Consider the following 25,639-nt stretch of genomic DNA (forward strand, 5'->3'; position numbering starts at 1 on the left):
TTACGCAGCGCGGTCGAGTGCTGCCGGAATCAGCGACGACCATGCCTCGGGTGCCTCCGCGGCGGGCGCGGCGGGGAGCGTCCCCGTGCCGTCCGGGTGGGGGATGGCGGCGAGCAGGTCGCGTGTGTACGGGTGCACGGGGTCGGACCAGACCAGCGGCGTCGGACCGGACTCCACGATGCGGCCCCGGTACATCACCGCGACACGGTCGGCCATGAGCCGCACCACCGACAGGTCGTGCGAGATGAACAGCATCCCCGCTCCCGACTCCAGGCAGAGGGTGCGCATCATCCCGGCCACCGATGCCTGCGCCGAGGCGTCGAGGGCGGAGATGGGCTCGTCCGCGACGATGAGGTCGGGCCGGGCCGCCAGGGCGCGGGCGATCGCCACGCGCTGACGCTGCCCGCCGGAGAGCTGGTGCGGATAGCGGGTTGCGAAGGATGCGGTCAGGCCCACCGCCTCGAGCCACTCCTCCGGGCGGGGGGAGGACACGCCGCGGATGCGCGCCGCCCGGGCGCCGTCGGCGATCTGCTGCGCGACGCGCGTGCGCGGGTTCAGCGACGAGTTGGGGTCTTGGAAGACCATCTGGATGGCCGTCAGAGCGCTGGGTCGCGTACGCAAGCCGAGCGGCGGCACCGAGGCGCCGCGGTACGACACGGTGCCTGCGCGGGGGCGCTCCATGCCTACGACGGCTCTCGCGGTCGACGACTTGCCGCAGCCGCTCTCGCCGACCAGCGCCAGAACCTCGCCGGCGGCGATGCGCAACGACACACCGTCCACCGCGCGCACGGCCGCGCGGCCGCCGTACTCCACGACCAGGTTGTCGACGTCCAGGATCGGTCCCGTCATCGGTCGTCCTCTCCCGTGATCCGGATGTCCACGAGCGGCTCCTGCGCGTCGGGCATGGCAGCCAGCAGCTCGCGCGTGTAGTGGTGCCGAGGCGCGGTGAACACCTGCGCCCGCGTTCCCCATTCGACGATGCGCCCGTCGCGCATGACGGCGACATCATCGGCGACGGCGCTCATGACGCCGAGGTCGTGGGTGACCAGCAGCACGGCGAGATCCCGCTCGGTGGCGAGGTCGCGCAGCAGGTGGAGGACCCCCGCCTGCACGGTCACGTCCAGCGCGGTCGTGGGCTCGTCGGCGAGCAGCACCTCGGGGTCGCACGCCAGCGCGATGGCGATGGCGACACGCTGGCGCTGACCGCCGGAGAACTGGTGGGGGAATTTCTTCAGCGCCGCATCCGGCTCCGGGACCCGGACGCGATCGAGCAGTTCGGCGGCCCGTGTCCGGGCCTGGGCGCGGGAGAGCCCGAGGTGGGTGCGCATGACGTCGGTCAGCTGGGCACCCACGGTCAGCTGGGGGTGCAGGCTCGCCGACGGGTCCTGGAACACCATCCCGATCCGCCGGCCGCGCACGGAGCGGTACCGCCGCCGCGGCATGCCGACGAGCTCCTCGTCTCCGAGCCGGATCGAGCCCGATGCCGTGCCGGCGGCGGGGAGCAATCCGAGCACGGCCAGTGCGGTCATGCTCTTGCCCGACCCCGATTCGCCAGCCAGGCCCTGGATCGCGCCCGGGCGCAGCGTGAGGTCGATGCCGCGCACCACCTCGGTGCGTGCGCCGCGTGGGCCGAGCTCGACCCGCAGATCGCTGATCGTCAGGGCGTTCACCGCACCGCCTCCTTCGCACCGGAGGGGGCGGTGCCCACAGCATCCGGCGTCGCGCTCTCGGCGGGGCGCTCCCGGGCCGCGAGGGGGTCGAGGGCGTCCCGCAGCGAGTCGCCGATGAAGTTGAACGCCATCACGACCGTGAGGATCGCCAGGCCCGGGAAGAGTCCCAGCCACCAGGCGTCGATGTGCTGCATGGCGGCGGAGATCATCGCGCCCCACTCCGGGGTGGGCGGCTGCGCCCCCAGCCCCAGGAACGACAGCCCGGAGAGCAGAAGGATCGCCGTTCCGATGTCGAGGGCGGCCAGCACCAGCACCGGGCCGCCGATGTTGGGCAGGATGTCCACGCGGAGCGACCGCAGCGGCGAGTAACCCAGGAGGCGACCGGCGACGACGTAGTTCTGGTTCCGCAGGCTCAGCACGAGCGAACGCGTGATGCGGGCGTACTGCGGCCACGCGACGATGATGCCGGCGATCACCGCGTTCATGATCGACGGGCCGAGGGCCGCGGCGATCACCATCGCGAGGATCACGGTCGGGAACGCCATCACCATGTCGGTGACCCGCATGAGCACCTCGTCCACCCAGCCGCCGACGTATCCGGCGACCGCGCCGAGGATCGTGCCGATGAGCATCGCGCACACGACGAGCACAAGCGCGAGGGGGATCGTGGTCTGAGCCCCGGCGATGAGGCGCGAGAACACGTCGCGGCCGTTCGCGTCGGTTCCCATGATGGCCTCGCCGTTGGGGGCGGTCAGGCGCGGCAGTTCCTGCGCGAGCGGGTCGTAGGGCGAGATCCACGGCGCGAGCAGCGCCACGATGATCCACCCGGCGGCGATGACGACGCCGATCACCGCCAACGGGGTGCGCCACGCCGCGGGGAGGCGTCGTCGACGCCTGGGCGCGACGCTCACCGGAAGCAACAGGTTCATGACAGCCTCACCCGGGGGTCCAGCGCGCCGTACAGGATGTCGATCACGAGGTTGATGACGAGATAGATCACGCCGATGACCAGGCCGACGCCGGTGACGGCGAGCAGGTCCAGGCCCTTGGCGGCGTTGTACGCATACGTGCCCAGCCCGGGCCACGCGAACACGGCTTCGACGAGCACGGTGCCCGACAGCAGCGTGCCGAACGCGATCCCCACCATCGTGAGGATGGGAAGTGCCGCCCCGCGCAGCACGTAGCCGAACACGACGCGGGTGCCGGTCAGTCCCTTGGCTCGGGCTGCGCGCGCGTAATCGGCGTCGAGGACTTCGAGGACCGATGTGCGGATGAAGCGGGTCAGCAGCGCGATCGTGAACAGGCTGAGGACGAGCACCGGGAGTGCCAGATGACTGACGGCGTCGAAGAACCCGACCGAGTCCCCATTGAGGAGGAAGTCGATCGTGTAGAAGCCCGTGACGCCGGGTGGGGGAGTGATGGTGGGCGACAGTCGGCCCGAGCCGCGCACCCAGCCCAGTTCGAGGAAGAAGAAGTTGTACGCGAGGATCGCCATCCAGAAGGTCGGGATGCTCAGTCCCACGAGCGAGACCACGCGCACCACCTGGTCTGTCGCCTTGCCGCGGCGGTACGCGGCGAGTGTGCCGAGGACGATGGCCACGCCGAGGCTCAGGATGATCGCGTAGAACGCGACCTCACCCGTGGCTGGGACGGCCTTGGCCAGGTCGGCGGCGACGGGGCGGCCCGTGCTGATCGAGGTTCCCAGATCGCCCTGCAGGAGGTTGCCGAGATACAGCACGAAGCGCTCAGGCACCGACTTATCGAGCCCGTACTTGGCCTCGTATGCCGCGACCGTGGCCGGGTTGGAAGAAGCGCCCTCACCCAGCGCGGCACGTACCGGATCGCCCGGCACCATCACGGTGAGCAGGAACGTGACCAGCACGACGCCGAGCAGGAGGATGACGGAGGTGCCCGCTCGCCGCACCAGGAACCGGGCCAGCGAATGCCGGCCTGCTCCGATGCGACGAGCGGGCGAGGTGGACGACGTCACGTCACTGTGCGGGGGCGAGCGCCGTGAGGTCGAGCGTCCAGGTCGGGTTGTACGTCAGGCCGGTGACGGAGTCGTCGCTGGCGATGTTGTTACCCGGAACGATCAGCGGCACGAACGGGCCCGCCTCCTGCATGGCGGCGGCGAACGAGCTGAAGGCCTGCTCGCGCTCGTCGACGGAGGTGGCGTTGCGGGCCGTTGTCACGAGCTCCGCGATCTCGGCGGCTGCCTCAGCATCCCATCCGGCGCGGAGGCCCACCTTCTCGCCAGGGCCGAACGGCAGGAACGAGGAGGAGTCGGCGTAGTCGGGGCCCCAGTACCACATCGAGAAGGCGCCCGTGCCATTGACGTACGGGTCGATCTCGGTGGCGAAGGGGGCGGGAGCGAGTTCGACGGTGATGCCGACAGCCTTCAGCTGCTCCTGCACCCGCTCGGCGACCGGGGTGAACTCCACGCCACCGACCGGGTTGTCGTTCGGGAACTGCAGCGTCACCGTCTCGCCGGCGTAGCCGGACTCTGCCAGAGCGGCCTGCGCCTGTTCCAGATCCTGGGTGACGCCGTCCTCCACCGCACCGGCGAACATCGGCGGGATGACGCCGGTTGCCTGCGCGGCGCCGGCGCCGGCGAGCTCGAGGATCTTGTCGTAGTCGAGCGCGTAGCGCACCGCCTCAGCGAACTCGGGGCTGGCGGTGGCGGGAGCGACCTCGGGGTTCTGATTGATCAGGAGGAAGATCGTCTCAGCCGACGGCACCGAGTCGACCACGAAACCGTCGTCGAGACCCTCGACCTGGTCGCCGCTGAGGTCCACGGCGACGTTCGAGTCCCCGCCCTTCAGGTTGATCAGCTGGGTGGCGCTCTCGGTCACGTTGCGCACGACGATCTTGTCGTACTCGGCCGAGGCGGGGCCGTTGTACTCGGGGTTCTCCACCAGAACGACCTGGGTCGTCAGGTCGAGCGACTCCAGAAGGTACGGGCCCGACCCCGCCGACGCGCCGTCCAGGAACGACTGAGCCGCGTCGCTGGGGTCCGTCGTGCCGCCGTTGGCCTCGACCTCTTCGGCGTTGAGGATGGACAGCGACGGGTTGGTCACGATCGCCGGAAGCTGCAGCGAGGGCTCCTCTGTCGTGAGCACGACGGTGGTGTCGTCGACCTTCTCGACCGTGATGCCGGCCATGAGGAAGTTCGCCTTCGAATCGGTCATGCCCGCGACGCGGTTCAGGGAGAACACCACGTCGTCCGCGGTCACCGGGGAACCGTCCGAGAAGACGCGGTCCTCATCCAGCGTGAAGGTGAACTCCGTCGCCTCCTCGTTCTGCTCCATCGTCGCCAGAGACGGCTGCGGAGTGGTGTCGTCGCCCGTGAGCGTCAGCAGCGTGTCATACACCGCGTGCAGCACCATGTTGCCCGTGGGCACGTAGTTGCGGCCCGGGTCGCCGGTCTCGAGCGAGAAGGCGGTGTCGACGACGAGCGTGGCGGATGCGTCGTCGCCCGCGGAGCCGTTGTCGGCCGAGTTCCCGCCGGAGCAGCCGGCGAGGGCGAGAGCGGCTACCGCGATGAGCGCTGCGGCGGCACGGGGGTGGGGTCGGGCCACGGTGGGTCCTCCTGGGTCGGGTGCTGGACACCTCGAGACTGTCCAGGAGCTTTTCGGGCACTGTATCCGACAATACCCGCCCCCCTTCCACGTTCCGTTGACCAGCGGGAAGCGTGCGGGCATTATGTCCAATATGAGCGAACCGCGCACGGATCCGGCTGGACGATCAGCCGTGCAGATCGACAAAATCGGCTATGACATCCTCAGCGAGCTGCGACGTGACGGTCGTGTTTCGATTGCCGCACTGGCGGCATCCGTGGGAATTTCGCGCGCCAGCGCCTACAGCCGGGTGGAGGCCCTCACGCGGGCCGGGGTGATCACCGGGTACGCGGCCCGCGTCGATCCCGCGAGGGCCGGCCTCGGGGTGTGCGCGCTGGTGTTCTGCTCGGTGCATCCGCAGAGCTGGGAGGAGTTCTTCGCTGCCGTCCGCGGGCTGCCGGAGGTGGAGTCGGCCAAGATCACCACCGGCGAGCACGACATCATGCTCCTCGTGCGCAGCGTCGACGTCGAAGGCATCCATTCGCTCGTGGTGGGTGGTATCGGCTCGCTGCCGCAGGTGGCCCGGGTGGAGACCGTCCTGATCCTCAACGAGGTGTTCGAGCGACCGTACGTGCTGCCCACCGACATCCCCGCGCGCGAGCAGGTGCTCCCCGAGCGCGGGTTGATGCGCTTCGTTGCGACGAGCACCGACCGGCCCGCCGGCTGAACGCTCAGAGCTGGATGCAGATGCTCTCGTGGGCGACGTCGCCCACCGCGAAGCTCTCGACGAGCCGCATCCGGCCGTCGTCGTCGAGCTCGATGCGGCTGTCCGCGCTGCCACGGACCACGGAGCCATCGGCTACCAGTGCATGGGCGAAGGAGATTCCGACGATGTCGCCCTCGACACCGCCGACGAAGCGCCCCTCGGTGACGGTGTCGCCGGTGTATTCGCCCCAGACGAGCCGGCCGTCCTGGTGGTAGGTGAAGGTGGTGGGGGACTGGGGGTCGACGACGCTGGCGGTGGAGGACACCATTGCGAAGCGGAGTCCGTCGAGGTCGATCACGGAGGGAGACACCCCACGAGTATCGCCCGAGTCGGGCGACCGCTGTCAAACCGAAGGACCGAGCCCGCACGGGAGGACGCCATCCCGGCGAACGATGGTCCGGGGCGTGGCTCCCCGTGGAGCGGGCCTGATGACGCCTCACGCGACGCGAGTACCCGGTCGCACCTTTCCGTGATCGTTCACCTCGACGACACGGTCACGTTACGCGTGGACGGGAGCGTGGGGGCGTTCGATCCCCCCACCCCCCAAGGAGAACAACAATGCGTACTCGCACGCTCACGCTGGCCACCGCGGCCGGCATCGTCGGGCTGTCGCTCGTCGCCGCCCCGGCCCTCGCCTCCCCGGCCCTCGCCGCCCAGCCGGAGAAGGTCTCGGTCATCACCACGGCTCACCGCGGCGCCATGGCCTACGCGCCGGAGAACACGCTCGCCGCGTTCGAGGTCGGGATCCGGCAGGCGGCAACCTGGATCGAGTCGGATGTGCAGCTCAGCAAGGACGGCGTGGCCGTTCTGATGCACGACACCACCTTGAACCGCACCACGAACGTCGAGGAGGTCTTCCCCGACCGCGCGCCGTGGAACGTCGTGGACTTCACACTGGAGGAGATCAAGCAGCTCGATGCCGGGTCTTGGTTCGGCGAGGAGTTCGCCGGCGAGCCGGTCCCCACGCTCGCGGAGATGGTGAAGCAGGTGCGGTCGAGCCGCTCGGGCATCATCATGGAGCTCAAGGCACCCGAGCGGTACCCGGGTGTCGAGCAGGTGGTCGCCGACGTCTTCGACTCGTTCCCCGGCTACCTCACATCCGCCGTCGCGAGCGAGCGTCTCGCGGTGCAGAGCTTCAACTGGGAGTCGATGGCGACCTTCACCGAGCTGCTGCCTGAGGTGCCGGTGGGCCTCCTGGGCACGGTGCCCGTCGCCGACCTCGCCACATTCGGCCAGTGGGCTGACCAGGTCAACCCCAATTACGGTGCCGTGACGGCCGACTACGTCGACGCGGTGCACGAGGCCGGCATGGTCATCAACCCCTACACGGTCAATGAGGCCGCCGATATGGCGCGCCTGCTCGACTACGGTGTCGACGGGATCATTACCAACCGTCCCGACGTGCTGGAAGACCTGCTCGCCCAGCGCAACCGCGAGAAGCGCTAACGATCCTCCGCTTGCGGGCAGCACCGCACATTGTCGCGGATGTTCTCGGAAGCCGAAACTCCTCCGAACTCCCGTGCCGGCGACGGGAGTTCGGAGGAGTGGAGCCTGTCGGAGTCGCTACACCCCGAAGTACAGCTCGTACTCGAACGGGTGCGGACGCTGGGCGATCGGCTGGATCTCGTTCTCGATCTTGTACTCGATCCAGGTCTCGATGAGCTCCTCGGTGAAGACGCCACCGGCGAGAAGGAACTCGTGGTCGGCGCGGAGGGCCTCGAGCGAGTCCAGCAGCGAGTTCGGAACCTGGGGGATGCCCTTGGCCTCCTCGGCCGGCAGCTCGTACAGGTCCTTGTCCACCGGCTCGTGGGGCTCGATGCGGTTGTTGATGCCGTCGATGCCCGCCATCAGCTGCGCCGCGAAGGCGAGGTACGGGTTGCCCGAGGCATCCGGAGCGCGGAACTCGATGCGCTTGGCCTTGGGGTTGGAGCCCGTGATCGGGATGCGGATGGCCGCCGAGCGGTTGCCCGCCGAGTACACCAGGTTCACCGGCGCCTCGAAGCCCTTCACCAGACGGTGGTAGCTGTTCAGCGTCGGGTTGGTGAAGGCCAGGATGGCGGGGGCGTGGGCGAGGATGCCGCCGATGTACCAGCGCGCGAGATCCGAGAGGCCGGCGTAGCCGGTCTCGTCGTAGAACAGCGGCGTGCCGTCGTTCCACAGCGACTGGTGGGTGTGCATGCCCGAACCGTTGTCACCGAACAGCGGCTTGGGCATGAAGGTTGCGACCTTGCCCCACTCGAGCGCCGTGTTCTTCACGATGTACTTGAACTTCAAGATGTCGTCGGCGGCGTGCACCATCGTGTCGAAGCGGTAGTTGATCTCCGCCTGACCGCCCGTGCCCACCTCGTGGTGCGCGCGCTCGAGGATGAGACCGGCATCGATGAGCTTGAGGCTGATGTCGTCGCGCAGGTCGGCCTGCTTGTCGACGGGGGAGACGGGGAAGTAGCCGCCCTTGTAGGGCGTCTTGTTGGCCAGGTTGCCGCCTTCTTCGGCGCGTCCGGTGTTCCACGCGCCTTCCTCGGAGTCCACCGCGTAGAAGCTCGTGTTCTGCTTCACCTCGTAGCGGACGTCGTCGAAGATGTAGAACTCCGCCTCCGGGGCGAAGTAGGCGGTGTCGGCGATGCCGGTGGAGGCGAGGTACTTCTCAGCCTTCTTGGCGACCTGACGCGGGTCCTTCGAGTAGATCTCGCCGTTGCGCGGGTTGTAGATGTCGAAGACCATGATGAGCGTCTTGGCCTCGCGGAACGGGTCGAGGTAGGCCGTGGTCACATCCGGGATGAGCTGCATGTCGGACTCGTGGATGTTCGCGAACCCGCGGATCGAGGAGCCGTCGAACAGCTGCCCGACGGTGAAGAAGTCTTCGTCGACGGTGGAGGCGGGGATGTTGAAGTGCTGCTGCACGCCCGGGAGATCCGTGAACCGGATGTCGAGGAATTTGACGTCCTCGTCCTGGATGAACTTCAGCACCTCGGATGAATCTTTGAACATGTGAAGACTCCAGAGGTAGGGCATCGGGATACGCCAAGCCTGCCAGGGCTGACCCGTCGAACCTACCCAGAGGGCATTGCCCGGCAGTGTCTCCTATGTTTCCGGCATGTTACGCGTGCGTCATTAGGCTGAGGAAATGCCCGAGGAATTTCCCGCCGACTCCTATCCCGGTGAGCGATTGGGGCTTCCCGCGCAGGGCAGCGGGAGCCTTGCGACGCTCGGCAGACGAGTGGGCGCCCTCATCGTGGACTGGGCGTGCGCGGTCGTCATCTCGATCGCGTTCTTCGCTTACGACCCCCTCGCCACCACGGTGATCTTCGTGATCGTGCAGATCCTGTTCATCCCCACGATCGGCGGCAGCCCCGGCCACCGCCTCTTCGGGATGCGGGTGCAGCGCGTCGGCGGAGGATGGCCCGGGCTGTGGCGACCGGTCGTCCGCACGGTCCTTCTCGTCCTGGTCATCCCGGCGGTGATCTGGGATGCCGACAACCGCGGTCTTCACGACAAGGCAGCCGGCACCGTACTGGTGCGGGCCTGACCCGTCAGCAGGCTCAGCAGCCGCCTGTACCCGGGCGGCGGGATGCGTGGATCAGCGGGGACGCGGCGCGCGCACCTTCGTCGGGTCCACGCCCTTGGGGATCGGGAGTGACGTCACCGACTGCGACACCGAGTCGATGCGCTTCATGACGGCGGCCATCGTCGCACGGTCGATCTTCTTGGGCAGCGACTTGATCGTCGCGGCAAGCTTTCCGATCGGGACCTCGCCCTCACCGTGCCCGACATACAAGACGGTCACCGGAACCCCCGACGCGACGCGCTGCACCTTCGAGCGCTCGTCGTTCACGAGTCGAGTGAGACGGCCGCGGGCGCCTTCGCCGATGATGACGACACCGCCGCGGCCCACCGCACGGTAGACGGCCTCCTGCGTCCGGGGGTTCACGCCGACCGGCATGTCCGAGGCACTCCAGCTGCGGCCGAGACCGGTCGACAGGACGTGGCCGGCCGCGCCGGGCATGCCGTCGATCTTCTTGTACATGGCCTTGGTCGACAGGCGCGTCATGGTGATCATCGCGCCCAGGATGCCGGCCATCAGGCCGGTGACGGCCCACAGGATGACGCTCCACACGGCCACCGGCTGGATCAGGAAACCGATCAGGATGCCGAGCCCGATGCCGGCCAGCACGATGCCGATCAGGGCGAAAGGAAGCCAGCGGTAGGCCTCGCGCGTGAACCGGAAGAGGGTACGAAGCTGCGAGAAGAAGCCGGGGCGCTTCTCGGGGGCGGAACTGCGGGCGGCCATGCCTCGATTCTAGCTTCCGCGTCCGCATCATCCGTCCTGCACAACCGATCTTCGCGCGGCGTTGTCCCCGGTTCCGCCGTGCAGCAGCACACGAACCCATCCGTACGACGATGGTGGACGTGTGCGATCACCCGCCATCCCGTCCGCCTACACGGCGTATCCCGGCATCCGCGCGGTCGGGCCGCCCGAGGCCCCGTTCGAGGGAACCCTGGCCCGGTCGCCCGACGGCGGGACGGTTCTCCTCGTCGACCGCACCCTGCTGAGTGACTGGCCGGCCTGGCGCACGCCGCCCGGCACCCACGTGCTCGCGCCGCTGGAGGTGGTGCGCCGGCCCGACGGGCACGACATCGTCCTTCCCGCGGTGGCCGATCGGCTCGATCGGCTGATCGCCCGCCGACGGAGCGCGGGAGCGCCCCTCTCGGACGGTGAAGCGCTCACGGTGGGCGTCAGCGTGCTGCGCGGGCTGGTCTCCGCACTGTCGGGGGAGCTGGAGAGCGTCACCGCGTCGTGGTGGGTCACCGCCGAAGGGATGCCGGTTCTCGTCTGCGGCCCCGGAGACACCGACGCCACGCGGGCCTCGGTACACATCGTGGAGATGCTCGTGCATGACGTACGCGGCGCCACCCTGCGCGACGCGCTGGCCGAGGTGCACGGCGCACTGACGGAGTCGAGGGTCCTGCCACGCCATGCCGAGCGCTACGAGGACGCCCTGTTCGCCGCCGCCGACCCGGAACCGCTCATGACGGAGGTGATCGGCCCGGTTCGGGCGCGAAGGGAGGTGCCGCCGGAGGAGGCAGGCGCCCCCGAGAGCGAAGAACCGCGCCGCACCTGGTGGAGCGGTCTCGCCTTCGCCGCCGACGCGGGACTGAGCGATGCGGTCTCCGACGTCCTGCACCGACTACGGGTGCGCGGCAAGCGCCCGGGTCGCGGCAGGCTCCGCCCGGTCCTCTGGGCGGGCGGCTTGGCGACCGTTGTCCTGGTGGTGGGGCTGAGCTGGCCCGACGCCTCGGGCTCGACAGCGGCCATCGGTGCGGAGGCCGCCCCGGCATCTGCCGCGCCGTCGCCCGTGCCGGAGACGCCCGCCCCGGGCGCATCGATCCCGCCGGAAGCCGGTCCGGTCGACGCATCCGAGGCGCTGCGGCTCCTGCTGGAGACGCGCGAATCGTGCGCGGACGCGCAGTGCCGCGCCACCTCCCAGGAGGATGCCGACAAGGAGCTCCCCGGCGGCGCCATCGATGCGCCGGAGCGCTCGATCGCGCTGCTGGACGACTTCGGCGGGATCGCGGTGCTGCGGGTGGATGCCCCGCAAGCACCCTCGCAGCTCGTGACCGTTGTCACGACCCCCGAGGGGTGGCGGATCCGCGACGCCTTCGATGTCGCGGATCCGCCTGCCTGATCAGATGCCGAGGTTGCCCTCGAACTGGGCAGCCTCGAGGCGGGACTTGACGGCGGAGAGGAACCGCGCCGCGTCCGCCCCGTCGACCACGCGGTGGTCGTAGGACAGCGCCAGGTACACGTACGACCGCACGGAGATCGCGTCCTTGCCGTCGACGCTCACGATGCCGGGTCGCTTCACGACGATTCCCGTACCGAGGATCGCCGACTGGGGCAGGAACACCAGGGGAGTGTCGAACAAGGCGCCGCGCGACCCGGTGTTGGTGACGGTGAAGGTGCCTCCGGCAAGCTCATCCGGCTTCAGCTTGTTGTTACGGGTGCGTGCGGCGAGGTCGGCGATTTCATGTGCGACCTGCGCGAGATTCTTCGTGCCTGCATCGCGCACCACAGGGGTCAGCAGTCCACGCTCGGTGTCCACTGCGATGGAGATGTTCTCCGTCGGCGGGTACACGATGCTCTCGCCGTCCACCGTGGAGTTGATGACGGGGTACGCCTGCAGCGCCTCGGCGGCGGCCAGCACGAAGAAGGGGAGGAACGACAGCTTGTCGCCCGTCTTCTCCTGGAACTCCGCCTTGACCCGGTCGCGGTACGACGCCAGCTTCGTGACATCCACCTCGACCACCGTCGTGAGCTGAGCGGTCGCCTGCATCGATGCGACCGCGCGCTCGGCGAGCACCTTCCGCAGGCGAGACATCGGCTGCGTCGTACCGCGCAACGGCGACACCTCGAGAGCGGCCGGCGCGGGGGCAGCCGGCGCGGCAGCGGGTTCCTGAGCGGGCGCCTGCGCGGCAGCCTCGGCGGCCTTCAGCACGTCTTCCTTGCGGATGCGGCCACCCACGCCGGTACCGGTCACTGTCGACAGGTCGACACCCTGCTGCTGCGCGAGGCGACGCACGAGCGGCGTGACGTAGGTGATCTCATCGTTGGATGCGGCGAGGGGCTCCGACGACGTCGCCGGGGGCTCGGGAGCCGGAGTCGATGCGGGGGGCGTCGGTGCGGGCTTCTCCGGCTCGGCGGGCGCCTCGGCCGGGGCGGCTTCGGCGGGGGCTGCGTCGGGCTGCGGTTGCGCGGGTGCCTGGTCGGCCTCAGCCGGCTTGTCGACCGACGGCGCCTCCGGTGCGGTCTCCGCGGCGGGAGCCGGTGCGGATCCACTGCCGATGCGGGCGAGTGCCGCGCCCACCGCCACGGTCTCGTCCTCGGCGACGAGCACTTCCTGCAGGACACCGGCCACCGGCGACGGGATCTCGGTGTCGACCTTGTCGGTGGAGATCTCCAGGAGCGGTTCGTCCACGGCGACCTCGTCGCCGACCTGCTTCAGCCAGCGGGTAACGGTGCCTTCGGTGACGCTCTCACCCAGCTCGGGGAGCACGACCTCGCGGCTCTCGCCGCCACTCTGCGCGGGCTGCTCGGCTGCCGGCGCGGGCTGCTCCGCTGCAGGCTGCTCGGCTGCCGGGGCGGGCTGCTCGGCGGCAGGTGCGGGCGCCGCAGCCGCGGGGGCTGCGGCCTCGGCGGGTGCGGCTTCTGTGGCCGGTGCGTCGTCGCTCGACGCGCCGGAGCCATCGCCGATCTTCGCGAGCACGGCGCCGACCTCGACGGTTTCGTCCTCCTGGACGAGGATCTCTTCGATCACTCCGCTGACGGGCGACGGGATCTCGGTGTCGACCTTGTCGGTCGAGATCTCCAGCAGGCCCTCGTCCTCCTGGATCGTGTCACCGACCTTCTTGAGCCAGCGGGTGACCGTTCCCTCGGTGACGCTCTCACCGAGCGCGGGGAGGACGACGGAAGTGCTCATGAGTTTGTCTCCTTCAGAAGCGGATTCGTATCTAGCTTAGTGACGCGCCGCGCGCCTCAGAGCGTGTGCAGCGGCGAGCCCGCCAGAGCGAGGAATGCTTCCCCGAGCGCTTCGCTCTGTGTGGGGTGCGCGTGGATGTACGGAGCCACGTCTTCGGGGTGCGCTTCCCAGCCCACCACGAGCTGCGCTTCGGTGATGAGTTCGCCCACGCGATCGCCGACGAGGTGCACTCCGACGACCGGTCCATCCTTGAGCCGGATGACCTTGGCGACGCCCGACGTGCCGAGGATTTCGCTCCGGGCGTTGCCGGCGAGGTTGTATTCGGTCACCACGACCGCGTCCGCGCCGTGCTGCTCCGCGGCCTGCACCTGCGTCCACCCGACGGACGCCACCTCGGGGTGGGAGTAGGTCACCCTCGGGATGTGGTGTTCGGGCACGCGCACCGGCGCTCGCCCGGCGATCTCCTCGGCGACGAAGATTCCCTGCTGGAAGCTGCGGTGCGCCAACTGCAGTCCCGCAACGACATCGCCGACGGCCCACACATGGGCGGCATCGGTGCGCAGGCGCTCGTCGGTGCGCACGAAGCCGCGCTCCAGCACGACACCGCCTTCCTCCAAGCCCAGTCCCGCGCTGGCGGGCCCACGGCCGACCGCGACGAGGAGGTAATCGGCATCAAGGGCCGTGCCGTCTTCCAGCTGCACCGTCACCGACTCCGACGTCTGGGATGCGGAGGAGAACCGGGTGCCCAGGCGGAAGTCGATGCCGCGCTTCCGGTAAGCCCGCTCGAGCATCTTGCTGGAGGTGGCGTCCTCCGCGGGGACCAGGTGGTCGAGGGCCTCGATGATCGTCACTTCGGCTCCGAACGAGCGCCAGACACTCGCGAACTCGACACCGATCACGCCCCCGCCGAGCACCAGGACCCGGCCGGGGATCTCGTCCAGCTCGAGGGCCTGCTCGCTGGTGATCACGCGACCGCCGATGTCGAGGCCGGGAAGGGTCCTGCTATACGAGCCGGTCGCGATGACGACGTCCGTTCCGCGGTACACGTCTTCCCCGACGCGGACGGCGGGCCCCTCTTCCAGACGCCCCTCGCCGGAGACGACGGTGATGCCGCGCGCGGAGAGGAGCCCCTCGAGTCCGCGATGCTTCTTACTCACGATGCCTTCGCGATACGCCCGCACGGCGAGGGGGTCGATCCCGTCCAGGCTCGCGCGCACGCCCACCGCGGCGGCATCGCGCGCGGTGTCGGCCACCTCGGCCGAGTGCAGGAGCGCCTTCGTCGGGATGCACCCACGGTGCAGGCAGGTGCCCCCCACCTTGTCCTTCTCCACGATCACCACGGAAGATCCGAGCTCGGCCGCCCGAAGGGCTGCGGCGTAGCCTCCGCTCCCGCCACCGAGGATCACCAGGTCGGCGGTGTGCAGGGTCATGCCGTGGCCTCCACGGTGAGCAGTTCGATCAACGCGCGAACCGTCGCGCCCGTCACGCCCTTGTCGGTGAATCCGTGCGGGGCACCCTTGTTCATACCAACCCCGGCGATGTCCAGGTGCACCCACGGGATGCGCGGGGCATCATCGGCATCCGAGGTGCGCCCGACGAAATGCCGCAGGAACAGGCCCGCGAACAGCGAGCCACCGGCGGGGTCGCCCATCTTGGCGTTCTGAAGGTCGGCGATGGGGGAGTCCAGGTCGTCGACCATGTGGTCGGGGAGGGGGAGCGGCCAGGCCGGCTCATCCACGCGGGCGGCGGCCTCGAGGTACCGCGCCACCGCTTCCTCGTCGCCCATCACGCCGGCATGGCGCGTTCCCAGCGCCACCGTGATCGCCCCGGTCAGGGTGGCGACGTCGACGAGAAGGTCGGGGCGTTCGCGGCTGGCCGCGGCCAATCCGTCCGCCAGCACCACCCGCCCCTCCGCGTCCGTGTTGAGCACCTCGACCGTCGTGCCGTCGAGCGTCCGCACCACGTCGCCCGGACGCGTCGCCCGGCCCGACGGCATGTTGTCCGCGATGCACATCCACGCGGTCACGCGGACGGGGAGGCGCAGCATGGCGGCCGCACGGACCACCGCGAGCACGGTCGCGGCGCCGCACATGTCGTACTTCATCCCCACCATGGAGGCGGCGGGCTTGAGCGAGAGCCCACCCGTGTCGAAGGTGATGCCCTTGCCGACGAGGGCCACGGTGCGCTCGGCACCCTCGGGGGAGTAGTCGAGCTTCACCAGGCGCGGCGGCCGGTCCGATCCCTGGCCGACGGCGAGGATGCCGCCATATCCGCCTTCGCGGAGGGCGTCCTCATCCAGGACGGTCACGGTCACGGGCAGGTCGGCGACCGATTCGGCTGCCCGCTCGGCCAGGTCTGCCGGTCCGAGCCATTCCGCCGGAGTGGTGACCAGATCCTTCACGAGCGCGACGGCGTCGGCAATGGCGGTCACCGCCTCGAGGTCGGCGGTCTCCGGCTCGCTGGAGACCGAGACCACGACCTCTGCGGCTCGCGAGGGGGGAGCCGTGCTCTTGTAACCGGCGAAGCGGTAGCCCCCCAGGGCTGCGCCCTCGGCAAGCGCCCGCCACGCCGCATCCGGCGTGGACGGCGCGCCGAGCGCCACGCGAGCGAACCCGGTGAGCTGGCGGATGCCGGTGCCCGCAGCAGCCCGTAGCGCGGCGGGCTGCGGGTCGGAGCCCGCTCCGGCGACGGCCACCGGGGTGGCCGCATCGGGAACGGCGACGCGCTGGAACGAACCGGAGGTGCCGGTGAATCCCACCGCGGCAAGGGTCTCGCGGAGCCCCGGCCAGCCCGGAATCTCGACACCCTCCTCCAGTGACGGCAGGACGAGGAGGACGGCGTCGGCGGGAATCTCGTGCAGGGGTGCGCTGCTGTGAGACACAGAGGGGAACGGCATGCGTCCCATCCTAGGTTCGCGTGTTCGCTGTGAGCGGGACCGGTCCCGGCGCCTCCTGGGGCGATGCGCTCGTAGAGTTGACGTATGCCCTTCCCCGCGTCGCTGTTCGACCGCGCCGTCTCGGCGCCGCCGGTGCCGTCCGGGCTCCCCCTGGTCATCGCACTCACCGGCTTCACCGATGCCGGCTCTGCCGTCTCGCGGCTGATCGATTACTTCCGCGACGATCTGCAGCCCACCCCCTTGTTCGTCTTCTCGAACGACGTGCTGCTGGACTACCGTGCCCGGCGTCCGATCATCTCCTTCGATCAGGACCACCTGACCGGTTACCGTCCTCCGCGTCTGGAGCTGTCGCTCGCGCACGATGCCCTGGGGCAGCCGTTCGTGCTGCTCGCCGGGTACGAGCCCGACTTCGCCTGGGACGCCTTCGCCGAGGCGATCCTCGAACTCAGCGGTGCTTTGCAGGTGTCGTCGGTGACGTGGGTTCACGCCATCCCGATGCCCGTTCCGCACACGCGTCCGATCGGCACGACCGTCAGCGGTACCCGCGGCGACCTCGTCGAAGCCCACTCGGTATGGCGCCCGCACACGCGCGTGCCGGCCACCGTGGGGCACCTCCTGGAGTACCGGTTCGCAGAGGCCGGCGCGAAGGTCGCGGGGTTCGTTCTCCTGATTCCGCACTACCTCGGCGACACGGAGTATCCGGCCGCTGCTCTCGCCGGCATGGACAGCATCACGGTGGCGACCGGGCTGGTCTTCGACGGCGACACGGTCCGCGAGGAGAACCGCGAGTACCTCGAGAAGGTGCAGGAACAGGTCGCCGGCAGCGACGAGCTCACCCGCATGCTCGAGGGGCTCGAGGAGCGCTACGACTCCTACATGGCCGGTTCCACGCACGCGACCCCCATCATCCACACGGGGGATCTGCCGAGCGCTGATGAGCTGGCAGCCGAACTCGAGCGGTTCCTCGCGAGCCGTCCCGGCGGGGACGAGGACAAGCGCGGCGGCCCCAGCCTCGGCTGACCCGGGAATACCGGCCCGGGCCCTCGCGTTCTCTCTGGTGTATTCTCTGCGCGCGTCAGGCCGCTGGAGAAGGTATGAGACAATAGAGGACCTGACCCGTTGTCGGTCGTCGGAGGAAGCACCAGCTTCTCGCCGCCGACTTGACAAGGGTCTTACTAGTGTCCGAGAACGACCGGTGGCCGTGGAACGCGTTCCCCCGGTGAAAGGCGAAACGTGGCAGGCACGAACACCAAGACCCGCTCCCGCAGCGGCGAGGACACCGAAGTCGAGACGGTCGAGGCGACCGCCCCGGTAGCGTCGAAGAAGACGCCCGCGAAGAAGGCTGCACCCAAAGGCAAGGCCAAGGCCTCCCCGGCCAAGGCCGCCAAGGGTACGTCCAGCAATGACGACACCGACGAAGAGGTGGACGAGGTCGAGCTGGACGTCGTGATCGAAGACACCGACGAGGTGTCGACCGACGACGTCGTCGACGCCGACGAGGAGACCCCGGATGCTGCCCCCGCAGCGAAGGTCGCGCCCGAGGCCGCCGACGACGAGGACGACGAGGACGCCACCAAGCCCGCGTTCAGCGAGCCCCTCCCCACCGGCGCGATCGTCATCTCCTCGACCGACGAAGACGACGTACCGGTCTACTCCGCCCAGATCACCGGCGCGACGGCCGACCCCGTCAAGGACTACCTGAAGCAGATCGGCAAGGTGCCGCTGCTGAACGCGGCCGAAGAGGTCGAGTTGGCGATGCGGATCGAAGCCGGTCTGTTCGCCGAGGAGAAGCTCTCGCACATGTCGGCGGCGGAGAAGACCAACCAGCTCGGGCTCGACCTCCAGTGGGTCGCCCGCGATGGTCAGCGCGCAAAGTCGCACCTTCTCGGTGCGAACCTCCGACTCGTGGTCTCGCTCGCCAAGCGCTACACCGGTCGCGGCATGCAGTTCCTGGATCTCATCCAGGAGGGCAACCTGGGCCTCATCCGCGCGGTCGAGAAGTTCGACTACACGAAGGGCTTCAAGTTCTCCACGTACGCCACGTGGTGGATCCGTCAGGCGATCACGCGCGCCATGGCCGACCAGGCCCGCACCATCCGCATCCCGGTGCACATGGTCGAGGTCATCAACAAGCTCGCTCGGGTTCAGCGGCAGATGCTGCAGGACCTGGGTCGCGAGCCCACGCCCGAAGAGCTCAGCCGCGAACTCGATATGACCCCCGAGAAGGTCATCGAGGTGCAGAAGTACGGTCGCGAGCCGATCTCCCTGCACACGCCCCTGGGCGAGGACGGCGACAGCGAGTTCGGCGACCTCATCGAAGACACCGAGGCGGTCGTCCCCGCGGACGCCGTCGGGTTCACGATGCTGCAGCGCCAGCTGGAGTCGCTTCTGGACTCGCTCTCCGAGCGCGAGGCGGGCGTCATCCGCATGCGCTTCGGTCTCGGTGACGGCCAGCCCAAGACGCTGGACCAGATCGGCGACACGTTCGGCGTGACCCGCGAGCGGATCCGTCAGATCGAGTCCAAGACGATGGCGAAGCTGCGTCACCCGAGCCGTTCGCAGTCGCTCCGCGACTACCTCGAGTGAGCGGTCCGGCTCATGACCGCTGAGGCCAATGCCGGCAAGGCGTTGACGGTCACCGTCGACGGAGCGACGTACGCCCGCATCCCGATCCGTACGCGGGTCGTGATGCCGGGCGACGAGCTCGACCCGTTCATCCGCGAGTACGCGACCGACGTCGTCCAGCCGGGTGACATCTTCTTCGTGACGGAGAAGATCGTCGCCATCACGCAGGGCCGGTCGTATCTCGTGGAAGACATCCACCCGCGCCGACTCGCGCTGTTCCTGTCGCGCTTCGTGGTGCGGACGCCCTACGGCATCGGCCTGGGCATGCCCGAGACGATGGAGATGGCGCTGCGCGAGTGCGGGGTTCCCCGCATCCTGTTCGCGGCTGCCGTCTCGGCCGTGACGAAGGCATTCGGCCGGAAGGGCGACTTCTACCGGATCGCCGGCGACAAGGCCCGCGCCATCGACGGTCCCACCAGCGGCACGATCCCGCCGTACAACAAGGCGGTCGTGCTCGGTCCGGATAAGCCGCGCGAGGTCGCCCAACATCTTAAGTCGCTGCTCGGCGGGGTGGCGGAGGTCGCCGTGGTCGACATCAACGACCTGGGTGGGAACATCCTCGGTTCGACGCTGGACAAGGCGGGCGAACGCCGCCTCGTGGCGATCCTCAAGGACAACCCGCTCGGCCAGGGACACGAGTCGACGCCTCTCGGCGTCGTCCGCGCGCTCTGACGCTGTGACGCTGGGTTCCCAGCGGCGCTGAGCCGCCCCAACGAGGAAGGGCACGTATGAGTCTTGGTCGCGCCAGCGCGACGATCGCAGCGGGGACGCTCACGTCCCGGGTCACCGGGCTGCTGCGCACGATCGTGCTCGTGGTCGCGATCAACTCGTTCGGGCAGGCACCGGACGCCTTCGCGATCGCGAATCAACTGCCCAACAGCATCTACATGGTGATCTCGGCGGGCGTCCTGACCGGCGTGATCGTGCCCCAGGTGGTGCGGATCAGCGCTCAGCGCGACGGAGGGCACGACTTCCTCGCCAAGCTGCTCACCCTCGGCGCACTCATCATGGGCGTCGTGACCGTAGCGGCGACGGCCTGCGCTCCACTGCTGATCGACCTGTACTCGAACTTCCAGTCGCCGCAGCAGTATGCCCTGGCCACCCAGTTCGCGTACTGGTGCATCCCGCAGCTCTTCTTCTACGGGATGTTCGCGCTGCTCGGCGAGATCCTGAACGCTCGCAAGATCTTCGCGCCGTACGCCTGGGCGCCGATCGTCAACAACTTCGTCTCGATCGCCGGCTTCGTGGTCTTCATCATGCTGTTCGGGCAGAACCGCAACACGCTCGACGGTTGGAACAGCTCGATGGTGATGACCCTCGCGGGTACGGCGACCCTGGGCGTCATCGCACAGCTGGTGGTGCTGGTGTTCTTCTGGCGCAAGGCCGGCATCCCGCTGCGGCTGGATTTCCGCTGGCGCGGCATGGGTCTCAGCCACATGGGCAAGCTCGCGACGTGGACCTTCCTGACCACTCTCATCGGCCAGGCGGTCGGAATCGTGCAGTCGCTCACGGTGACGACGGCCTCGACCGCCGCGGGAGACAACGCTTCGGCGGCGGCCTCCCAGTACGCCTGGCTCGTGTACATGCTGCCGTACTCGATGATCATCCTCGCCATCGGGACGCCTTACTTCACGCGCATCAGCGAGCACTCCGCCGCCGGTCGGCACACCGAGCTGCGCGCCGACGTCGGGCAGTCGATTCGGGTCCTGGGCCTGTTCACCGTCATCGCCGTCGCCGCGGTGTCGGCCGCAGCGGTGCCCGCGTCGCGCGTGTTCACGCACAGCCCCGAGGAAGCGGGCGCGATGGCGCCCGTGCTGATCGCCTACCTCGTGAGCCTGATCCCGATGGGCGTGCTGTTCATCATCCAGCGCACGTTCTACGCCTACGGTGACGCGCGCACCCCGTTCGTGTTCACGATGGTGCAGGGAGCACTCGTCCTGACCGGGACCCTCGCCGTCGCCGCGACCGTTTCGGTCGGCTATCTGGCGGCCGCCGTCGCGCTCGTGCAGTCGCTGGTGGGCATCGTCCAGACGATCATCGCGATCGTGCTGCTCCGACGCAAGCTCGGACCACTCGGCCTCGGCGCCACGTGGTGGGGACTCGCGCGGTTCATTGTCGCGGCGATACCTGCCGGTGCCGCAGGGTGGGGCGTCTTCGTGCTCAGCGGGGGAGTGGGCGGCTGGATGCTCGAGGGCATGCTCCAGGGAGCGCTGGGAGCCGCCCTCATCGGAGTGGTCAGCGTCCTGGTGTATGTCGGCCTCCTGGCGCTGCTGCGCGCGCCGGAGCTGAAGGTCGCCGTCGACACCATCCGCCGCCGTCGCGCCTGATCGTGCCCAGGACGGCGGGGCTGGCCCGAACCGGGCCGCTCAGCGCCGGTTGTCGACGATCTCGGCGCCGATGGCGTCGCGGTAGCGGTGCAGCAATCCCGTGCGGATGCCGGAGGCCGAAGGCTTCATCTGGAACACACTGGAGTTGTGGTTGGCCTCGATGAGTGCCGGCCCGTCGGGTGTGATCGCGATGTCCCAGCCGACGTAAGGCACGGTCGGCAGGCGAGCCGCTGCCGCGGCGATCATGCTCACGACCTCGGGGTAGAACGGCACCCGCACGCCCCTGATCGCGGCGCCGGAGATCGGATGCCTGTGGTAGATGTTCGATTGCTTGTCGACGCCGGGATACAGCGCGACACCGTCATCGTCGAGCATCGTGAACATCCCGCCTGAGGCGAAGTTGTCGATCACGGCGCCGTTGCCGATCCGCAGCACAGAGGCGATCACGTGCAGCTCGCCGTGCGGGTCGCGGTAGGTGATCATGCGGACGGTGTTGACGCTGTCCGGATAGACGGCGTTGAGGTCATCGTGCTGCGTCAGGACCTGTTCGAGCAGCGTCTGGTCCTTCTCGACCCGCTCCGCTCGCCACGCGGCGACATCGGCGATGTCGGCGGTGTCGAAGATCGCTATCCCGGCACCGCCCTCGCCCGCAGCCGGTTTGGCGATCACGCGCTGGTGACGGCCGAGGAACGCCGAGAGTTCGTCCTCGGTCGCGACCTTCGCATCGATCCATTCACGACCGACCAGATCGGCGAAATCGGTCAGGAACCGAGCCTTGTCCCCCAGGATGACCTTCGAGTCCGGGCCGTTGAGGGTCTTGTTCAGACGGAAGGCCTTCGGGTGCGTCATCCAGGTCGCCCGCTCGCGCGCGTTCAGGATGCGGATGTCCCACACGACGTAGTCGCGGAATCCCATCTCGTAGCGGACGGAGCACCACAGCATGTCGGCGATGATCACCGGGAGAGGGGCCTTCGAAACGCGCTTCACCTGACGGGCGAGTTCGATCAGCTGCGTAGGATCCAGTCGCCGTGCCCGGTCGAAAAGATACCGAACGCGTAGGCGCTTCTGGTCCACCCCGCCAGGCTAGCACGCGGCTCCCCGGGGCCGGGACGGGGCGAGCGACTACCATGGGACGCCGGACCGTCCACCTCGAAAGGGTCGTTTTGTCTCAAGACGTCGCGCTCAGAGCGCGCCTGAAGTATGTCCTGAAGCGGCTGAGATCGTTCGACATCAGGCGGGTGTGGTCCTTCGCGTCACAGATCGCGAAGGAGCAGGGCACGTGGGCCCCGCGCACCTTCGTCGACATGCTCGTGTGGGCCGCCTTCCACGACACCGCCTACATCGACTACTACGAGGCGGACTTCGCGCTGCTCAGCAGGGCTGAGCGCAAGACCTTCATGACCTCGCTGATCCAGCACCACCTCGCGCAGGCGCTGAACGATCGCACCGATGCGCTGCAGTTCGAGAACAAGCTCACGTTTAACCGCCGTTTCGCCGACTATCTCGGTCGCGACTGGCTGGACCTCGACGAGGTGGATGCCGACGGCCTTCGCGCCTTCGCGGAGAAGAACCCCGTGTTCATCGCGAAGACGCCCGTCGGTCGCGAGGGCAAGGGCGTCTTCCGCTACGACGCGGCCGAGGTCGAGGACTGGAATACGTTCCGCGACGAACTGCGCGCCAAGGGCCAGCGGCTCATCGAGCAGCGCATCGTGCAGCATCCCTATCTCGCCGAGTACTGCGAGGGCACGGTCAACACCACCCGCGTCACCACGTTCTTCGACGGCGAGAAGGTGCATGTCCTGATGGCTGCGCAGAAGTTCGGCCGCGGCGCTGTGAGCGACCAGTTCACCTGGGGCGGCTTCTTCACGATGATCGACGAGAACGGTCGTTCCTTCGGCCCCGGCCACACCGGCAAGCACAAGTCCCGGTACGAGACGCACCCGGATTCGGGCAAGTCCATCGTGGATTTCGAGGTGCCGATGTGGGATGAGGTCGTGGATCTCGTCACGCGAGCGGCCCGAGAGATCCCGACCGTGCCGTACATCGGGTGGGATGTCGCCGTCACCCCGGACGGCCCGGTGCTCATCGAAGGGAACTGGACGCCCGGGCTGTACGAGACCCGGGTGAGCGCCACCGGCATCCGCACCGGCAGTCGCGCCCGGCACCGCCCGGTGATCGAGGCCAGCCGGAAGTGACGGCGTCCGGCAGCCTCCCGCGCGCGGTGATCTCGCGCAGCGCGCTGCGCGCGTCGGCGCGTGCGGCGGTGGATGCCGGCGGCACGGTCGCCGACCTGCGTGCCGACGCCTTCGGACACGGCGTGCGCGAGGCGGCCCACGTCATCCAGTCGGCCGGCGTCTCACGGGTCGTCGTGGATGAGGTGTCGCTCGCGCCCCTGCGGGGCGCCGGCATCGACGCCGTGAGCGATGGGGTGCCCGACATCGATAGCAACCTGCTGTACGGCCTGCCAGGTTCAGGACACGTGCCGGCGATGGTCCTGACCGGTCGGATGCTCTCGCGGAAGCTGCTGCGCGCAGGGGAGGCGGTGTCCTACGGGTACACGCACAGGGCCGAGCGCGACACCACGATCGCGCTGGTGACGGGCGGATACGCACAGGGGATCGTGCGGGCGCTCGGCAACAGCGCATCTGTCGGCATCGGCGCGGCGCTGCGGCCGATCGTCGGGCGCGTCGCCATGGACGTGTGCGTGATCGACCTGCAGACGCACGACGCTCCGGAGGGCCCGGATGTCGTGTATTTCGGAGCAGGACCGGCGGTGGACGGACTCTCCGCGTGGGCACGGGCTACCGGTCTACGGATGACCGAACTGGTCGCCGTCGCCGGCGCGAAGGCGGTGCGCGAATGGACCCACTGACGGTCCCCGTCCTGGAGCTCTCCGCGTCACAGCTGATCCGGAACGTGTCGCTGGTCAGCACGCACATCGCACCGTCCGCCCTGATGCTGGCCATGAAGGACGACGCCTACGGACACGGCGTCGAATGGGTGCTGGATGCTCTGGCCGACCACGGGGCACTGACCCGTTTCGGCAGCTACGACGTCGAAACGGGGGAGCGCATCCGGGCTCGCAGGCCGCACGGCCGCGTGTTCGCGTGGGCGACCTCGACGGACGAGGAGGTCGCGCGGGGGTTGGATGCCGGCCTCGAGTTCGGCATCGGCGGTGACGACTACCTGCGACGCGTGGTCTCGATCGCGCGGGCCAGCGGCCGTACGGCGGTCGCCCACCTGAAGATCGACACCGGTCTGCACCGCAACGGCGTCCGCCCGGAGGACTGGCCGGCGTTCGTGGCCGAGGCCGCCCGCGCGCAGGATTCCGGCGCCCTCCGAGTAGTCGGCATCTGGAGCCACCTGGCGGAGGCCAGCGACGGCGAGGACGACGCGGCGGCGGCCGAGTTCCGCCATGCGCTCGGCGTGTTGCGTCGGGCAGGCATCGACCCGGAAGACATCCATCTGACCGCATCCGCGGCGTCGTGGTGGCGTCCGGAGCTGCGCGGCACCGTCTGCCGCATCGGCGCGTTCTGCTACGGCATCCGCTCGGCCGATGGTCCTCAGATCCCCGGCATCCGTCCCGTGGCCGCCCTCCGAGCACGCGTGATCGGCGTGCGCGGCAACCGCGTCGACGTCGCCATCGGCGCGCTGCACGGTCTGCCGTCGACGCTCACGGGTGCGTCTATCGGCACCCCCCAGGGGGCCCGCGAGGTGCTCCACATCGGCGACCACCGCACGACGGTCGCGTCATGGGCCGATGCGGCCGTCGGCGACATGGTCACCGTCTTCGGTCGTGGCGAGCAGGGCGAATCTGATGCGACGGCCCTCGCCGTACGGATCGACACGGTCGGCGAAGAGATCGTCACACGACTGACCCCGTCGGTGAGACGGGTCGCAACCGCCTGAAAACGGCGGAGTCGCGACCCGTCTTATGAGCGGATCGCGGCTCGAAACGACTCGGTCGTCGTCAGACCGACTCGCTGAGGCGAGCGGTCTCGTCGTGCCACGAGGTGGCGATGCTGCGCAGCTTCTCCTCGTACTTGCGTCCGTGGTGCGCGCAGAACAGCAGCTCGCTGCCATTCACCTCTGCGGCGATGTACGCCTGTGCCCCGCACGAGTCACACCGATCAGCGGCGGTGAGACGGTATTCGAGGACGGCGCCGTTGTCGGTCGGTGTCGAAAGCGTATTCATATCGGTACCCTCCTCCGGTGCTCGCGGTGCTTCGGTCACCTCATACAACCACGGGGCTCCACCCACGATGCCCGCATGCCCCCGCATTTCGCTCAGCGCGTACGGCGGCCCTCCGGTGCCGTGTGTCT

At 68.9% G+C, this 25,639-nt stretch carries 24 protein-coding genes; 11 read left to right on the forward strand and 13 right to left on the reverse strand.

Features of this window, described 5'->3' with window-relative positions; genetic code table 11:
- Genes AC2DGY_RS08310 through AC2DGY_RS08330 form a run of 5 tightly spaced genes read right to left on the reverse strand, consistent with a single transcriptional unit; the run spans position 1 to position 5,248 of the window.
- A complete protein-coding gene (locus AC2DGY_RS08310) occupies positions 1-849 on the reverse strand; it encodes an ABC transporter ATP-binding protein (RefSeq protein ID WP_484509216.1) in 849 nt (282 codons plus the stop codon).
- Positions 846-1,670 carry an ABC transporter ATP-binding protein gene (locus AC2DGY_RS08315; RefSeq protein ID WP_484509217.1) on the reverse strand — a complete coding sequence of 275 codons (825 nt, stop codon included), beginning with the start codon at positions 1,668-1,670 and terminating at the stop codon, positions 846-848. Before AC2DGY_RS08315 ends, AC2DGY_RS08310 begins: the two co-directional genes overlap by 4 nt.
- Positions 1,667-2,599: an ABC transporter permease gene (locus AC2DGY_RS08320; RefSeq protein ID WP_484509218.1), complete on the reverse strand. Its 933-nt coding sequence runs from the start codon at positions 2,597-2,599 to the stop codon at positions 1,667-1,669. The genes AC2DGY_RS08315 and AC2DGY_RS08320 overlap by 4 nt, the downstream gene beginning before the upstream one ends.
- Positions 2,596-3,660 (reverse strand): ABC transporter permease, encoded by a 1,065-nt coding sequence (locus AC2DGY_RS08325; protein ID WP_484509220.1) that lies wholly within the window; start codon positions 3,658-3,660, stop codon positions 2,596-2,598. The genes AC2DGY_RS08320 and AC2DGY_RS08325 overlap by 4 nt, the downstream gene beginning before the upstream one ends.
- A gap of 1 nt (position 3,661) precedes the next feature.
- Complete coding sequence (locus AC2DGY_RS08330; RefSeq protein WP_484509221.1) at positions 3,662-5,248, reverse strand: ABC transporter substrate-binding protein; 1,587 nt, start codon at positions 5,246-5,248, stop codon at positions 3,662-3,664.
- A 172-nt stretch (positions 5,249-5,420) separates the two neighbouring features.
- Here AC2DGY_RS08330 and AC2DGY_RS08335 point away from each other — a divergent pair, with 172 nt between their 5' ends.
- A complete protein-coding gene (locus tag AC2DGY_RS08335) occupies positions 5,421-5,954 on the forward strand; it encodes an Lrp/AsnC family transcriptional regulator (protein ID WP_484509222.1) in 534 nt (177 codons plus the stop codon).
- A gap of 4 nt (positions 5,955-5,958) precedes the next feature.
- Here the strand turns inward: AC2DGY_RS08335 and AC2DGY_RS08340 are convergent, their stop codons facing one another.
- Positions 5,959-6,303, reverse strand: coding sequence for an avidin-fold protein (locus AC2DGY_RS08340; RefSeq protein WP_484509223.1), 345 nt, complete (start codon positions 6,301-6,303; stop codon positions 5,959-5,961).
- Positions 6,304-6,551: 248 nt separating this feature from the next.
- On the opposite strand from AC2DGY_RS08340, the gene AC2DGY_RS08345 reads away from it, so the two are divergent.
- Entirely contained in the window at positions 6,552-7,439 is an 888-nt protein-coding gene (locus AC2DGY_RS08345) for a glycerophosphodiester phosphodiesterase (protein WP_484509225.1), read from the forward strand.
- A 117-nt stretch (positions 7,440-7,556) separates the two neighbouring features.
- On the opposite strand, the gene glnA is transcribed toward AC2DGY_RS08345, so the two are convergent.
- Positions 7,557-8,981 carry a type I glutamate--ammonia ligase gene (gene glnA, locus AC2DGY_RS08350; RefSeq protein ID WP_484509226.1) on the reverse strand — a complete coding sequence of 475 codons (1,425 nt, stop codon included), beginning with the start codon at positions 8,979-8,981 and terminating at the stop codon, positions 7,557-7,559.
- A 136-nt stretch (positions 8,982-9,117) separates the two neighbouring features.
- Here glnA and AC2DGY_RS08355 point away from each other — a divergent pair, with 136 nt between their 5' ends.
- Positions 9,118-9,519, forward strand: coding sequence for an RDD family protein (locus AC2DGY_RS08355; protein ID WP_484509227.1), 402 nt, complete (start codon positions 9,118-9,120; stop codon positions 9,517-9,519).
- Positions 9,520-9,570: 51 nt separating this feature from the next.
- Here AC2DGY_RS08355 and AC2DGY_RS08360 read toward each other — a convergent pair whose 3' ends face one another.
- Positions 9,571-10,281 carry a DUF4191 domain-containing protein gene (locus tag AC2DGY_RS08360; RefSeq protein WP_484509228.1) on the reverse strand — a complete coding sequence of 237 codons (711 nt, stop codon included), beginning with the start codon at positions 10,279-10,281 and terminating at the stop codon, positions 9,571-9,573.
- A 121-nt stretch (positions 10,282-10,402) separates the two neighbouring features.
- Here AC2DGY_RS08360 and AC2DGY_RS08365 point away from each other — a divergent pair, with 121 nt between their 5' ends.
- On the forward strand, positions 10,403-11,677 hold the full coding sequence (locus tag AC2DGY_RS08365; RefSeq protein ID WP_484509229.1) for a hypothetical protein: 1,275 nt from the start codon (positions 10,403-10,405) through the stop codon (positions 11,675-11,677).
- On the opposite strand, the gene sucB is transcribed toward AC2DGY_RS08365, so the two are convergent.
- The 3 genes from sucB to AC2DGY_RS08380 are packed head-to-tail and all read right to left on the reverse strand — an operon-like array spanning position 11,678 to position 16,364.
- Entirely contained in the window at positions 11,678-13,468 is a 1,791-nt protein-coding gene (gene sucB, locus AC2DGY_RS08370; protein ID WP_484509230.1) for a 2-oxoglutarate dehydrogenase, E2 component, dihydrolipoamide succinyltransferase, read from the reverse strand.
- Positions 13,469-13,524: 56 nt separating this feature from the next.
- The gene (lpdA, locus tag AC2DGY_RS08375) at positions 13,525-14,898 is read right to left on the reverse strand and encodes a dihydrolipoyl dehydrogenase (RefSeq protein ID WP_484509231.1); all 1,374 of its coding nucleotides are present in this window, start codon (positions 14,896-14,898) and stop codon (positions 13,525-13,527) included.
- Positions 14,895-16,364, reverse strand: a complete 1,470-nt coding sequence (locus tag AC2DGY_RS08380; protein ID WP_484509232.1) for a leucyl aminopeptidase — start codon at positions 16,362-16,364, stop codon at positions 14,895-14,897. Before AC2DGY_RS08380 ends, lpdA begins: the two co-directional genes overlap by 4 nt.
- Before the next feature lie 84 nt (positions 16,365-16,448).
- Here AC2DGY_RS08380 and AC2DGY_RS08385 point away from each other — a divergent pair, with 84 nt between their 5' ends.
- From AC2DGY_RS08385 to murJ, 4 genes are all read left to right on the forward strand, one after another.
- Positions 16,449-17,384 (forward strand): proteasome assembly chaperone family protein, encoded by a 936-nt coding sequence (locus AC2DGY_RS08385; protein WP_484509233.1) that lies wholly within the window; start codon positions 16,449-16,451, stop codon positions 17,382-17,384.
- Between the two features lie 213 nt (positions 17,385-17,597).
- On the forward strand, positions 17,598-18,950 hold the full coding sequence (locus tag AC2DGY_RS08390; protein WP_484509234.1) for an RNA polymerase sigma factor: 1,353 nt from the start codon (positions 17,598-17,600) through the stop codon (positions 18,948-18,950).
- A gap of 12 nt (positions 18,951-18,962) precedes the next feature.
- Positions 18,963-19,661, forward strand: coding sequence for a coenzyme F420-0:L-glutamate ligase (locus AC2DGY_RS08395; RefSeq protein ID WP_484509235.1), 699 nt, complete (start codon positions 18,963-18,965; stop codon positions 19,659-19,661).
- A 56-nt stretch (positions 19,662-19,717) separates the two neighbouring features.
- Positions 19,718-21,316 carry a murein biosynthesis integral membrane protein MurJ gene (murJ, locus tag AC2DGY_RS08400; RefSeq protein WP_484509236.1) on the forward strand — a complete coding sequence of 533 codons (1,599 nt, stop codon included), beginning with the start codon at positions 19,718-19,720 and terminating at the stop codon, positions 21,314-21,316.
- A gap of 39 nt (positions 21,317-21,355) precedes the next feature.
- Here murJ and AC2DGY_RS08405 read toward each other — a convergent pair whose 3' ends face one another.
- Positions 21,356-22,390: a sugar-transfer associated ATP-grasp domain-containing protein gene (locus AC2DGY_RS08405; protein WP_484509237.1), complete on the reverse strand. Its 1,035-nt coding sequence runs from the start codon at positions 22,388-22,390 to the stop codon at positions 21,356-21,358.
- A gap of 89 nt (positions 22,391-22,479) precedes the next feature.
- On the opposite strand from AC2DGY_RS08405, the gene AC2DGY_RS08410 reads away from it, so the two are divergent.
- The 3 genes from AC2DGY_RS08410 to AC2DGY_RS08420 are packed head-to-tail and all read left to right on the forward strand — an operon-like array spanning position 22,480 to position 25,225.
- Positions 22,480-23,511: a sugar-transfer associated ATP-grasp domain-containing protein gene (locus tag AC2DGY_RS08410; RefSeq protein ID WP_484509238.1), complete on the forward strand. Its 1,032-nt coding sequence runs from the start codon at positions 22,480-22,482 to the stop codon at positions 23,509-23,511.
- A gap of 26 nt (positions 23,512-23,537) precedes the next feature.
- Complete coding sequence (locus AC2DGY_RS08415; RefSeq protein WP_484509239.1) at positions 23,538-24,188, forward strand: alanine racemase; 651 nt, start codon at positions 23,538-23,540, stop codon at positions 24,186-24,188.
- On the forward strand, positions 24,176-25,225 hold the full coding sequence (locus tag AC2DGY_RS08420) for an alanine racemase (protein WP_484509240.1): 1,050 nt from the start codon (positions 24,176-24,178) through the stop codon (positions 25,223-25,225). The genes AC2DGY_RS08415 and AC2DGY_RS08420 overlap by 13 nt, the downstream gene beginning before the upstream one ends.
- A gap of 61 nt (positions 25,226-25,286) precedes the next feature.
- On the opposite strand, the gene AC2DGY_RS08425 is transcribed toward AC2DGY_RS08420, so the two are convergent.
- Positions 25,287-25,511, reverse strand: a complete 225-nt coding sequence (locus tag AC2DGY_RS08425) for a DUF7455 domain-containing protein (RefSeq protein WP_484509241.1) — start codon at positions 25,509-25,511, stop codon at positions 25,287-25,289.
- Positions 25,512-25,639 lie beyond the last annotated feature (128 nt).

The organism is Microbacterium sp. Z6_144, from assembly GCF_057197625.1.